Annotated in this window: 9 protein-coding genes and 4 pseudogenes; 6 read left to right on the top strand and 7 right to left on the bottom strand. The window is 68.2% G+C overall.

The window, feature by feature from the left end; genetic code table 11:
* Nucleotides 1–471 precede the first annotated feature (471 nt).
* Nucleotides 472–1362: pseudogene (locus tag ACIQNG_RS37915) on the top strand (IS5 family transposase).
* Between the two features lie 9 nt (nucleotides 1363–1371).
* Entirely contained in the window at nucleotides 1372–2016 is a 645-nt protein-coding gene (locus ACIQNG_RS37910; protein WP_401491623.1) for a hypothetical protein, read from the top strand.
* A 74-nt stretch (nucleotides 2017–2090) separates the two neighbouring features.
* Here the strand turns inward: ACIQNG_RS37910 and ACIQNG_RS37905 are convergent, their stop codons facing one another.
* From ACIQNG_RS37905 to ACIQNG_RS37885, 5 genes are all read right to left on the bottom strand, one after another.
* The gene (locus ACIQNG_RS37905) at nucleotides 2091–2438 is read right to left on the bottom strand and encodes a hypothetical protein (RefSeq protein ID WP_401491621.1); all 348 of its coding nucleotides are present in this window, start codon (nucleotides 2436–2438) and stop codon (nucleotides 2091–2093) included.
* A 177-nt stretch (nucleotides 2439–2615) separates the two neighbouring features.
* Entirely contained in the window at nucleotides 2616–3182 is a 567-nt protein-coding gene (locus ACIQNG_RS37900; RefSeq protein ID WP_401491619.1) for a hypothetical protein, read from the bottom strand.
* An 88-nt stretch (nucleotides 3183–3270) separates the two neighbouring features.
* Nucleotides 3271–4134, bottom strand: a complete 864-nt coding sequence (locus ACIQNG_RS37895; RefSeq protein ID WP_401491617.1) for a nucleotidyltransferase domain-containing protein — start codon at nucleotides 4132–4134, stop codon at nucleotides 3271–3273.
* Nucleotides 4135–4183: 49 nt separating this feature from the next.
* Nucleotides 4184–4684 carry a hypothetical protein gene (locus ACIQNG_RS37890; RefSeq protein ID WP_401491615.1) on the bottom strand — a complete coding sequence of 167 codons (501 nt, stop codon included), beginning with the start codon at nucleotides 4682–4684 and terminating at the stop codon, nucleotides 4184–4186.
* A gap of 54 nt (nucleotides 4685–4738) precedes the next feature.
* On the bottom strand, nucleotides 4739–6073 hold the full coding sequence (locus tag ACIQNG_RS37885) for a helix-turn-helix domain-containing protein (RefSeq protein ID WP_401491613.1): 1335 nt from the start codon (nucleotides 6071–6073) through the stop codon (nucleotides 4739–4741).
* Between the two features lie 591 nt (nucleotides 6074–6664).
* Here ACIQNG_RS37885 and ACIQNG_RS37880 point away from each other — a divergent pair.
* On the top strand, nucleotides 6665–7705 hold the full coding sequence (locus ACIQNG_RS37880) for a helix-turn-helix domain-containing protein (RefSeq protein ID WP_401491611.1): 1041 nt from the start codon (nucleotides 6665–6667) through the stop codon (nucleotides 7703–7705).
* Nucleotides 7706–8159: 454 nt separating this feature from the next.
* A pseudogene (locus ACIQNG_RS37875) lies at nucleotides 8160–8342 on the top strand (hypothetical protein); the annotation flags it as partial.
* A gap of 5 nt (nucleotides 8343–8347) precedes the next feature.
* On the opposite strand, the pseudogene ACIQNG_RS37870 reads toward ACIQNG_RS37875, so the two are convergent.
* A pseudogene (locus tag ACIQNG_RS37870) lies at nucleotides 8348–9157 on the bottom strand (IS5 family transposase).
* A 69-nt stretch (nucleotides 9158–9226) separates the two neighbouring features.
* Here ACIQNG_RS37870 and ACIQNG_RS37865 point away from each other — a divergent pair.
* Nucleotides 9227–9721 (top strand): annotated as a pseudogene (locus tag ACIQNG_RS37865) (transposase family protein); the annotation flags it as partial.
* A gap of 174 nt (nucleotides 9722–9895) precedes the next feature.
* Here the strand turns inward: ACIQNG_RS37865 and ACIQNG_RS37860 are convergent.
* A complete protein-coding gene (locus ACIQNG_RS37860; protein ID WP_401491610.1) occupies nucleotides 9896–10651 on the bottom strand; it encodes an SDR family NAD(P)-dependent oxidoreductase in 756 nt (251 codons plus the stop codon).
* A 127-nt stretch (nucleotides 10652–10778) separates the two neighbouring features.
* Between ACIQNG_RS37860 and ACIQNG_RS37855 the strand changes: the two genes are divergently transcribed.
* Nucleotides 10779–11474, top strand: a complete 696-nt coding sequence (locus ACIQNG_RS37855) for a FadR/GntR family transcriptional regulator (protein WP_401491608.1) — start codon at nucleotides 10779–10781, stop codon at nucleotides 11472–11474.
* Nucleotide 11475 lies beyond the last annotated feature (1 nt).

The following is an 11475-nucleotide window of genomic DNA, read 5'->3' as shown; positions in this document are numbered from 1 at the left end:
CGACCCGAAGCCCTACGTCTGGACCAAGACCGCAGACGAGATCCTCGAACGCCTCGCCTCATATCTGAACAGAATTCCCGACTCAGAAGACTAGGTCGTGTCTGACAAATGATCACCGAGTGGGGGTGTGCGCGCTCGACCCAATTGCCTTGTCAGCCTGGCGCCCGGCCAGTGATTCTGGGCAGGTGCCAGGACAAGGGAAAAGAAGGCGGCGGCAAGGGGACGCGCGGCAGCGGCTTGCTGCTCGCACCGCGCCGGACACGGGACAGTGGCAACTCGTTGTTGAGACTCTGGACCAGGCAGAGATGCGTACGCGGTTGCGCCGTCTTCAGGAGGCAGGAGTCGACGGGTCGATGATCCGGATCGACACACTGTGCGGGCGCCTGGGGCTACCGACCACCTACCGGCTGAGCCGTTTCGTGACGGACCCCGCGCGGGCGTCCGAGCACGAGCACTCTGATCATTGATGTTGTGGCAGGTCGAGGTGAGTTGACGAAGGCGGCGTGGAAGCGAATAGAGCCCCTGTTGCCGCGGGTGGATGGGCGTGGTCGTCCGTGGCGTGATCACCGGCAGGTGATCAACGGGGTGCTGTGGCGGCTGCGGACCGGGGCTCCCTGGCGTGACCTGCCGGAACGCTACGGGCCCTGGTAGACGGCCTATGAACGGTTCGCCCACTGGGAAGCGGACGGAACCTGGGTCCGCCTACTCGAACAGGTCCAGGTCCGCGACGACTCCGTCGGAGCCGTGGAGTGGATTGTGTCGGTAGACTCCACGATCAGCCGGGCCCATCAGCATGCTGCCGGCGCCCGCAAAAAGGGGCGGCAGCGGGGGACGAACTGGAGGATCCGGCACGCGCGTCGGCTGGCCAGGCGCTCGGCCGGTCCCGCGGCGGGCTGACCACCAAGCTCCACCTCGCCTGCGACGAGCGTGGCCTGCCCTTGGCCCTCGTCGTCACGCCCGGCAATGTCAACGACTCCACCGTCTTCGACACGGTCATGGACGAGCTGAGAGTGCCCCGGACCAGCGCCAGGCGCCCCCGCCTCAGGCCGGACGCGGTCATCGCGGACAAAGCATGCTCGTCTCGGGCGATCCGCCAGTCCCTGCGACGCAGAGGAATCCGTGCGGTGATTCCGGAGCGAGCGGACCAGAAGGCCGACCGCCTGCGGCGGGGAAAGGCCGGTGGCAGACCACCGGCCTTCGACCGCGAGCTCTACAGGGCCCGTAACGTGGTCGAACGCTGCTTCAAACCGTCTCAAACAGTTCCGTGCTATCGCCACCCGCTACAAGGCCGGAGTCCACCTCGCCGCACTCATCCTCTGGCTCCGGGAGTCCAACCAAGATCCTTTGTCAGACAGGACCTAGGTTGGTGGGGTGAGCGATCACAAGCAGTTAGAAGCAGTCTGGGGCCGCCTCACCGCGTGGCTGGAGGCGAACGCGCCGCTGTCCTACGCGTCGCTGCTGCCCGGCGTCCCGGAGGCGGCCATCGAGGAGGCTGACGCCGTGCTCCGGCAGCACCTGGGATTCTCGCTGCCCGCTGAACTGGGCGCACTGTGGCGGTTGTGCGGCGGGGTGGACCACCAGGAGATCGAGGGGGACGAGGAGGGCGAGGTCGGCTCGGGAGAGTTCCTGCCCGGCGGGGTGATCATGTCCCCGGTCGACGCGCTGCGGCCCCGGATGCCCTATGTCACCGAACCCGACGGATGGGGTGGTGCCCCGGTAGTGCCCTGGCTGACCGGCGACGAGGCGGGGGACGAGTTCGGGCTCTGGGTGGGTGACATCGGGGTGGGCCGTTGGCCCGTGGACGGCATGGCCGGCGTCGGCGAGCCGGCCGCGTATCCGTCGATCGCCGCCTACCTGGACACGGTACACGGCACGCTGACCGACGGTCCGGCCGACGCGATGGGCCCGAGTGTGCCGGGCCTGGTGTGGGGCTGCCTGATCTGGGTGAACCGCGAAGCGCCGCTCTTGGACGAGGCGTTGCCGCACTGGACACCCCTTCATTGTTCCTGCCGCTGAACCCGGGGGCCCTGCCGGATCGGCGGGCCCCCGAGTCTCAGAACGGGTCCTTTACGGCTTGTTCATGGTGCAGATCACCTCCGGAGTGGAGGTGTTGGATCCGCCGAACCAGCTCCAGCCGGGTGTGCTGCCGGGGTTGACCAGTACTTGTCCTGGTCCAGCAGCCGCATCCCGGGGGCGAGAAACGTGCTGAAGCTGCTCATCGCGCCGGAGTTGATGTAGCTCGACATCGAGGAGCGCCCGCAGGTCTCTTCCCAGGTGGGCGCGGGGTAACGGGTGTCGTCCAGCAGGTGGTCGCTGCCGTCGTCGGTCTTCGCCGCTACGGTCTTGACGCACTCCCCGCCGCCGTTCTTGCCGGCGGGCATCAGACCGCCCTTGTCGGCGCGCTTGGACTTGGTCTTGGCGCACATCACCTTGCGCAACTCGTTGCTGTCCCAGCCCGAGGCGACACGCGGGTCGCCGTTGGCGTAGGGCCTGGGGTGGTAGTGCAGCGGCTTCTCGACGCTCGCGCCCAGGCCCTTGGACGGCTTGGACTTGTTCTGGATCAGCCAGATGTGTGCTGCCGCCGCCGGGTACCACCGGACAGATCTATCCCCGGCTCAGAGGAATGCCGGACGGCGGAATCTGCACTGCCACCACCCTGCGTCACCGGACCAGCCTGGACCATCTGCCAGGGAAATTCCGCTCTCATACCCCTGTCGAGGAAAGGGGCCCGATGTCTTCGGCCACTCGGTATTCGGGCCGGGGCGGTTCACGGTGTCCAGGAGATTCCCTGCCCGCGACCGCGGATCGCGCGCCATTGCGGCACCAGGACCCGGCTTTCTGCCGCGCGGAGCCATCGGCCGTGGAGGGCGTGGTGAAATGACGTCTTCGAGAACGTGCCAGTCGGCTTGGTGCCCGCAGTGGCCGCACGTATTCGGGTTGAAGCTGCGCCCCCGCTGCCAGGCGGGCCGGTCGTGCAGTTGCGCGGCCAGGTCCATGGTGTCGCCGGTGGGGTCGGCCAGGATCCGGCATGCCACATCGACGGCCTCGGGAAAGTCGGTCGTGGTGAACTCGCAGCCGTCCGGCCGGTGCGAAGGCAGCAGTCCGAACACCCATCGCAAGAGCATCGAGCACTGCCGGCACGGCATGTCGCATGCGAACACGTCCACCCGCAGCGTACTCACCCGGCACCGCCTCCTCCCCCCTCACCCTGGCACACTCCGGTCCACGTTCTGCAGGCGGCCCTGAAGCTTCCCTGGCATGGGTGCTGCGTCACCGGCGGGTGGGCAGGGCGGAACGGTCCTGGACGGTGATGTGGAGGGTGTGCAGGCGCTGGGTCCGTGTGGGGCGGACGACCTCGAACCAGTCGGTGCCCTCCTGCAGGTGGTAGGAGATGCCGCGGTAGTGGCTCCAGCCGAATCCGATGCCGGTCTGCCATGCGGTGTCGCTGTAACGGCTGCCAATGACCGGTTCCCCGTGCAGGTAGACGGAGTCGAGGGGGCGGGAGGCGGCTTCGAGATGAGCGAGGACGGCTGCTGCTGCGCGGCGTAGCGGGCTGGTGTCGCTCCATCGGGTGAGGGCTTCGAGGGCTGCGGGATGGACGGGTTCGGCGTCGAGGAGCTGGAGTTGGCGGATGGTGGCCGCCTTGCGGTCGACGAGGTCGGTGAGATCGATGCGGACCGGGCGCGGGACCCAGCGGTCGATTCCTTCGAAGGCTTCGATCATGTGGTCACGTGGGGCACGGCCTGCCTCGGGGTCGGGGGTGATGGCGGCGAGCCGGGTGCGGGCGGTGTCGACGGGTTCGCCGCGGGTCCATAGCAAGGTCAGTTCGAAGCCTTCCGCTTCGAGGGTCTTGCGTTCGCGGAAGTGGATCTGTAGGCCGCGGGTGTTGCCTTTCAGGGCGCGTTTCATCGAGGCGGAGGAATCGCGGCCGTAGGACAGGGCGTGGAGGAACTCGGAGGTGAGGCGGTCGTCGGTGCGGTGCTCCACGACCAGGTCGACGTCTGAGGGGTTCAGTGCGCCGCGTGCGTAGGAGCCGAAGACGAGGATCTCGTCGACGAGGTCCAGCGGCCAGCCGCCTTCCTCCAGCCGGTCGAGCATGTCGTTCAGGAGCGTGGTGGCGCGCTCGCGTTTCACGGGAAACCTCCGCTGGTCGTCGGGTACCGGTTGGCGTGGGCGTGTGGTGTCAGCCGGTCTGCCGCGGGGTGGCAGCGGTCCGGGAGATGATCGTGCTGAGGGTCCCGGTGTAGGTGGTGCCCAGTTCGGTCACAGTTCCGGGGAAGGGGCCCGGGCCGTGGCGCAGGGCGCTGACGTAGTTCTCGGGCAGGAGCACACGGTCGCCGACCTCGAGCGTGCCGGGGCCGTTCCAGCGGTATCCGTAGCCGTCGACGGTGACGGCCTGGTGGCCGTCGACTTCGAAGCGGCGGTTCTTGGCATCGAGTTCTTCCCGCAGGGTCCGTATCTGGTGCTCAAGGTGTTCGACCTGCGCGGTCTCGGCCCGCTGTCTCCACTCCCTTTCCTGCGCCCGGCCGGCCTGAAGGCCCTGCTCATAGGCCTCCACGAGGGCCTTTTCGTGGTCGGTGGTGTGCAGTTTGCAGGCGAAGCCCGGACCGGAGAACTGCGCACGGCAGGGGCTGCCGGACTTGGTGGGACGTCCGCAGGGCCGGTGATGCACCTCTTCGAACACGGGGGTTCCTCACATCGCGGTGGTGTGACGGCAGGGGTGTGCCGTGGTGGCGTGCTACAGGGTGGTCGGCAGCGAGTTCACCGGCTGGGAGATGGCCTGCGGGATGCAGGCGGGGGTGGTGTGGCCCGCCTGGACACAGGCCAGGGTGAGGAGTTGGAGGTAGCCGAGGGAGACCGGGCGTCCGGGGACCTTGCCGGTTGCCTGTTCGAAGCGCTGGAGTGTGGCGGGCTTGATGTCCAGGTGGCCGGCGGCGTCGTGGAGATCGAGTCCTACGGCTTCGCGGGCTTCCCGGAGGGGTTCGGCGTTGTCGTGCCAGATCTGCGGTGCCCTCTCGGTGGCGTCCCGGGCGACGGCTGCGCGGGCCGTGACGAGGGCAGCCTGGAGTCGGTCGGTACGGGGGCCGAGCAGGAACCGGGCGAGCCGGGCAGCGTCGGCCTCGCGGTCGATACCCTCGCTCCAGGGCCGGGAAGCCTCTTCGTACACGCGGCTTCGGGCCGTGGCGCAGTCCTCGCGCTCGTCGGCGCCTGCGCCGTAGCCGCGGTGCCGGTCGCTGGTGCAGGGCAGCGTGCTGTCCTTCGCGAGGTCCATGTCGCGGAACTCGTCGTCGGTCTCGATCTCGTCGATGACGTCCCGGACCTGCCGGCGTTCCTGCGGGGAGAGGACGCTCGCGAGGGCTTCGGCGGCGGCCTGGGCTTCGGGCCGACCGGCGGGCTCGAAGCTGCCGCCCCAGGCGTGGGATGCGTGCTCTCCCTCCGCCTTCTGGAAGGCCACGTCGATGGCTTCGAAGGTGTGCGGGCTCCAGGCGTGCATCATCAGAACGATTTCCTGCAGGGCGCGCCGGGTGGCCGGCTCCGTCTCCTGGATGGTAGCGCTGGGGTCTCGGCGCCGCGTTCCGGTCATCCAGTCGGTGAAGGCCTCGGGCCGGCGGAGGTCGGACGATTCCGCATTGTTCGCGAACCCGCGTGTCGCCCTCGCGAGGCAGGCGTGCGCGTGCTGGATGGCGGCGTACCAGCCGTACAGCGCCTCGCGGTAGTCATCCACATGCCGGTCCTCGGCAAAGGTGCCGGTCTTGGTGCGGCAGTGCTGCGGGCATTCCGCCGCGCTCACCCGGTACAGGGCGGCCCGGGTCTCGGGGAACGTCAGCAGGGCGGTATCCAGGTGCTCGTACTTGGGGCCTCGGTCACGGCGCTTTTCGAGCCCGTGCTCGAGGAAGACCTGGAAGCGGGGTTCCTCACGCCAGTGGGCCGCGGCACTGCGGACGCGCACGTCGCCCTGCCACGCTCCGGTCGCGATGACCTCCCGCAGCGCCGAAGCCACGTCCCGGCGCAGGGCCGCACCCAAGGCGATCAGGACCGGCAGGCACTGGGGATCGTTCCCCAGCGCGGACATCACCAGATTGACATCATCGTGACGGTGAAGATGACGCTGGAACACGAACTACCCCCATTGACGCAGCAGACCCCGGCCCTGGCTCCCCGCAGGGACGTGGAGCGCAGTGCCCTCATCCTGCACCAAGGCTCGGACATCCGGGCCGCAGTCTGCTGGGCTGCCCAACTGAGCGTCATGCGGAGGCCGAAGTAACATCCCTGTCCGCGGCGCACGGAGGTTGAAGAGCACACGCAGGTGTTCCCCACCGGGTTGCCGACCACCGGACGTCGGCAGTTCTTCTCGTCAGATAGCCGGCAGTGGCCTGCCTGGTTCGGATTGGCACGTGCCGAGATTCCCTTTCTCCCTGCGCACCGCATCGTGTCCGCGGCGCCCTCGGGAGAGCGCCGGACAGCGACATCCCCCCTCTCCCGTCCTGCGCGCGCTGAGTTTCAGGTCCAGCCCCTGCCCGAGGTTCCGTGCCGGCTCGGTGTTCCGGTCGGCAGCCGGCCGTCCCTGTCCTGCACCACAACAACTCACACCCAACATCAAATGAGCACTCAATGAGTGCTAATCTCAATGGAGATTACCTGTCGGACACGCGAAGGGGCGAGCATGGCCAAGGAATCGGCGAACAACGCGGTGAAGCGGCGCCGTGCCCAGCTGAACCTGACACAGCAGGAGACGGCTCGGCGCGCCGACGTATCTCTGGCGACCTGGCGGCGCTTCGAGAACAGCGCAGACAGTGCCGGCGCACTGGACGGGTTCCGGTCGGACAACCTGCAAGGGTTCGCCCGGGCGCTGAAGCTCAGCGTCACAGCGCTGAGGCAACTGACTGATGTCGAGGCCGCTCCGGAGGCCGAAGATCGCGTCGAGATCGACCAGTCGGTCAGCGATGTCGTGCAGATATTCAACAGGTCTTTCACCGGTGAGCCGCTCACCCCGGCAGACGCCATGGCCCTGGCCAACACCGTCGACTTCTCCGATTTCGCCCCCACCCGGGACGGCAGGCTGCACCTGGACACCTCGTTCAACTACGAGTTCGCCGCCTACCTGAAAGGCGAGGCGACAATCCGGGACGTCGGCCTCCTGCGCGAGCTGCCTGAACTGGCCCTCACCCAGGTCAACAACCACTGGCTGGTGCGCATGGGTGAGCGCATCATGCGGATCGGCAGCGAACTGGGGAAAGGGCGTGTCCCGCGTCCTCAGTGCCTGGCCGACGAGTACGCCCTGTGGATCGTCATCCAGAACACCGACCCGCCTCAGATCGGCGACGTCTTCGACATGTTCCCCGGACTTCGGAACGCGGATGATGTGCTCGGCTACGACCCCGATGCCGATGAACCCGACGACGAACGCTCGATCCGGGAGGACTGGATGAACCGCATGGTGGGCGGCCTCCTCCCGCCGGACGAAAGTCACGGCCACCGGCGTTATGACCTGGCACTCATGGAGACGTACGGACAGGGCGTCTACGACCCCGGCGACCCCCGTCACCCTCTTCGCTGGTTCGACCGGGACGACCTGCGTGAACGGTGCACATCCGAGCTGGCCTTCGTCAGACTACCTAAAGAGGAACAGGAGGCCCGGACCGCCGAAGCACTCAACCGCATGTCGGAATTGCTGCGACCGGGAGCAGCCGGCAACTCCTACTGACCAAAGCGGTTCACCCAGGCCACACCCCCGGCTGCCGCTCCTCTTCTCCGTCCCTCCGGGCAGTCCACACCAGGCCACGCGGGCGGGTGTACCACGGACGGCGTCGCCCACTGCGTGGGCACAGCCGCTGTTTCCCGTCCAGGCTTATTGATCGTTTGAGAATGCCGTCCTGCGGAGACGCTGGTGGCCCTTGGAACAATCCCTTCAGCCACGGGCTCAGGGGGGATGACGCCGTATGGAACGGGTTGGGGATGCACGGGGGGCTCGTGCTTGGTTACGTCGACGCTCTGAAGGCGGTTGACGAGGCCATGCGGGCGGCGATCCCCTCGCTTGAGCGACTCGCAGATGTCCTCGGCCTGGTCCATTCGCGCCGGATCAGCCGTGGGGGCAGGACGCCACCTACTCATACACGGTTCATGGGGCAGGATGCCGCTTCGTAAGCGACAACGGCACCGAGGTCGATGTCGACTTCGCAGTCGACGGGAGCGAAGTCTTCGACCTCTGGCGGCTGCGCTGGTACGGGCTGAGCCTGCCCAAGCCTCTTGACGTCACGGATCAGGACCTGCGGACCGCGGTGCTGTCCCTGCAACCGCCTCTGACCGAGGTACGACCGGGGTGGTTCAGCGCCGTCAACTGATCGCTTCAGGATGAATCTCTCAGGCGGCGCAGACATATGACGCTACAGGCCAGTTCGAGCAGGCCCTGATGAAGATCGGCGCGTCGTTCGTAGCGGGTTCGCAGCCGTTTGAACTGGTGCAGCCAGGCGAATGCGCGCTCGACCACCCAGCGCACCTTGCCCAGCCCGGAGCCGTGAGCGACGCCGCGTCGCGCGATCAACGGCTTGATGCCCCGCTTCCACAGCAGGCGGCGGTACTTGTCGAAGTCATAGCCCCGGTCGGCATACAGGCGCCGGGGCTTGCGGCGGGGACGTCCCCGCAGACCCCGGATCGACGGGACGGCGTCCAGCAGCGGCAAGAGCTGGGTGACATCGTGCCGGTTGCCGCCGGTAAGGGTGACGGCGAGCGGGGTTCCGTGACGGTCGACGATCAGGTGGTGTTTGGAGCCGGGACGGGCGTGGTCGACGGGTGAGGGGCCGACGTGATCCCCCCTTTGAGGGTCCGGACGTGCGACCCGTCCACGGAGCAGTCGTCCAGGTCCAGCAGACCGGCACGGCGAAGCTCGGTCAACAGGGCAGCATGCAGGCGCGGCCACACGCCGGCCTCGGTCCAGTCCCGCAGCCGCCGCCAGGCCGTCACCCCGGAACAGCCCACCCGCCTCCGCGGGAACGTCACGCCACCCGACACCCGTCCGCAGTACGTACATGACGCCGGCGAGTGCCGCTCGGTCAGGAACACGCAGCCGCCCAGGGTAGCGACGTCGCCTTTCAGGGGCGGGCGGCAGCAGCGGGGCCACCCGCTCCCACAGGTCGTCAGGAACAAGATCAGCACGCACCCGGACACCCTGCCGACCAAGATCGTCGAACGCAAGACCCGCGGCTCAACTCATTCTGAAACGATCAGTAAGACGCTGCGCGCGCACGACCCGGACTTCGTCCTCCTGGACGGCACGCCCGCCGAGTGCGACCGCGTCGGAGACGGCAAGGCCGACTACTCCTCCAAGCGCAAGCGGCACGGCGTGAACCTGCAGGTCGTCACCGACCCGGTCGGCAAGATCCTGTGGCTGTCGCCGGCACTGCCCGGCAGGACCCACGATCTGACCGCCGCCCGCACCCACAAGATCCTCCGAATCTGCGAGCGCCAGGGCGTCCCGGTCCTCGCCGACATGGCCTACATCGGCGCCGACGACTGGGTCACCACCGCCAGGCGCCGACCACCGGGCGGTGAACTCACCGTCACCAAGAGGACCCTCAACCGGGGCCTGTCCGCGGCCCGGGCACCTGTCGAGCGAGACATGGCACGGCTGAAGTCCTGGCAGATCTTCCGCAGATCCCGCATCAGCCCCCACCGCATGAGCGTCATCACAAAGGCCGTCCTCACCCTGGAGAGGCAACGCTGAAAACGCTCCCTACGTTGTCCTGCGGGAGGCGGTGAACCCTTCGTATGGTTCACCCACCCAGGGGCACCGGGTGTGGTTGAAAAGGCTCTGCCTGTTGTGGCTTTCAGTGATTGGCCGCCCGGTGCCTCACGACGACTCACTGAGTGCCGTACCGGCACAGCGGCGACGACCTCGTCAGGCGAACCGTGCCGAGACGCCTCCGTCGACGGCCCAGTCCGCACCGGTGACGAAGCCGGCGGCATCGGACAGGAGGAACGCGACCACGGACGCGACCTGTTCTGGGGTGCCGAGGCGACCGAGAATGTGTTTGGCCTCCGCCTCCCGGCGGACCTCCGGCTTCTCCTGGTCGAAGTACTCGGCCAGCAGGTCCGTCTCGATGTAACCGGGGCTGACCGCGTTGACCCGGACGCCCTGTGGCCCGACCTCAAGAGCCATGCTGCGCGTCAGACCCACCAGACCGGCCTTCGCCGAGGCGTACGGGAACATGCCGGGGCAGGTCATCGTGGCGTGCATGGAGGCGATGTTCACGACCGAGCCGCGCCCCCCGGCCCTCATGCCGGGCAGGACGGCCCTGGCCATCAGCCAAGCCCCCTTGAGGTCGACCCCGAACACCTCGTCCCACTGTTGGGTGGTCATCGCGACGACGTCCGCGTAGGAATTCCGTCCCGCGTTGTTGACCAGGCCCGTCGCGGTCCCCAGCTTCTCGCGCAGCGCCGTCACGGCCTCCTCGACCTGGTCCTCACAGGTGATGTCGCACCGCGCCCAGGCCGCCGAGGGACCGATGCCGCGGGCCGTCTCCCGGGCACCGTCGCCGTCGATGTCCAGAAGTCCCACGCGCGCTCCGGCCCTCGTCACAGCCGCGGCGACGGCTGCCCCGATGCCGCGGGCCGCGCCGGTGACCAGCACCACTTCGTCCTTCAGATCAATCATGTCGGTTCTCCATCAGGCAGGCGGGCCGAATTCAACCTGGCAGCTAGGCTGCTGTATGAGGTCGCGGGGTTCCGCGTCCGGGAGGAGGCGGGTGCCGCCTCCTCGGAGCGGGTGAGAGAGTGAACGCATGACGATCGGGCGGACGACGCTGAGCCACCATGTGGTCCAGGAGATCATCGAGGAGATCAAGCTGCGCGGCCTGCGGGCGGGCGACGAGATCCCCGCCGAGGGCGAACTCGCCGAACGGCACGGCGTGAACCGGCTCGCCGTGCGCGAGGCGATCCGTACGCTGGTCGCCCGGGGTGTCCTCGTCTCCAGCCAGGGGAAGCGGGCGCGGGTCGCCATCCCCACGCCCGCGGTCCTGGAACAGATCATCGACTTCCGCCTCAGCCAGGACTCGATGGACCTGGTGGATCTGCTCGACACGCGACGAGTCATCGAGGCCGAGCTCGCCCGGCGGGCCGCGGTGCGCGTCGCCGCCGGAGAAGGGACCGTCGCAGAGGCCGTCCGGGCGCTGGAGAGCATGCGCCGGGCGGTCGGCGACCGGGAGGCGTTCATCGCCGGGGACCTCGCCTTCCACCAGGCGGTGGCCGACCTGGCGGACTCCGGGCTCTTCTCCTTCGTCCTCACCGCGATGAACGGAATTCTGCTTGACTCCCGCCGTGCGAGCTACCGGGGCAGGGAACGGCGGGGAGCCACGCAGGGGGCCACCGTCGAGGCGCATCAGCGCATCGTCGACGCCATCGAGGCCGGCGACGGGGACCGTGCGGCCGAGGCCATGACCGCTCACCTCGCGGAGACCGGTCACGACCTCGGACTGTGAC

The organism is Streptomyces sp. NPDC091377, assembly GCF_044757045.1.
Lineage (GTDB): Bacteria > Actinomycetota > Actinomycetes > Streptomycetales > Streptomycetaceae > Streptomyces.
Note: the sequence above shows the minus strand (reverse complement) of the source record. Positions and strands in the feature narration are given on the sequence as shown.

Bases quoted from the DNA above. Each gene is read 5' to 3' on its own strand.
- ACIQNG_RS37885 (WP_401491613.1), bottom strand. From the start codon at position 6,073: ATGTCCGCGCTGGGGAACGATCCCCAGTGCCTGCCGGTCCTGATCGCC.
- ACIQNG_RS37880 (WP_401491611.1), top strand. From the start codon at position 6,665: ATGGCCAAGGAATCGGCGAACAACGCGGTGAAGCGGCGCCGTGCCCAG.
- ACIQNG_RS37860 (WP_401491610.1), bottom strand. From the start codon at position 10,651: ATGATTGATCTGAAGGACGAAGTGGTGCTGGTCACCGGCGCGGCCCGC.
- ACIQNG_RS37855 (WP_401491608.1), top strand. From the start codon at position 10,779: ATGACGATCGGGCGGACGACGCTGAGCCACCATGTGGTCCAGGAGATC.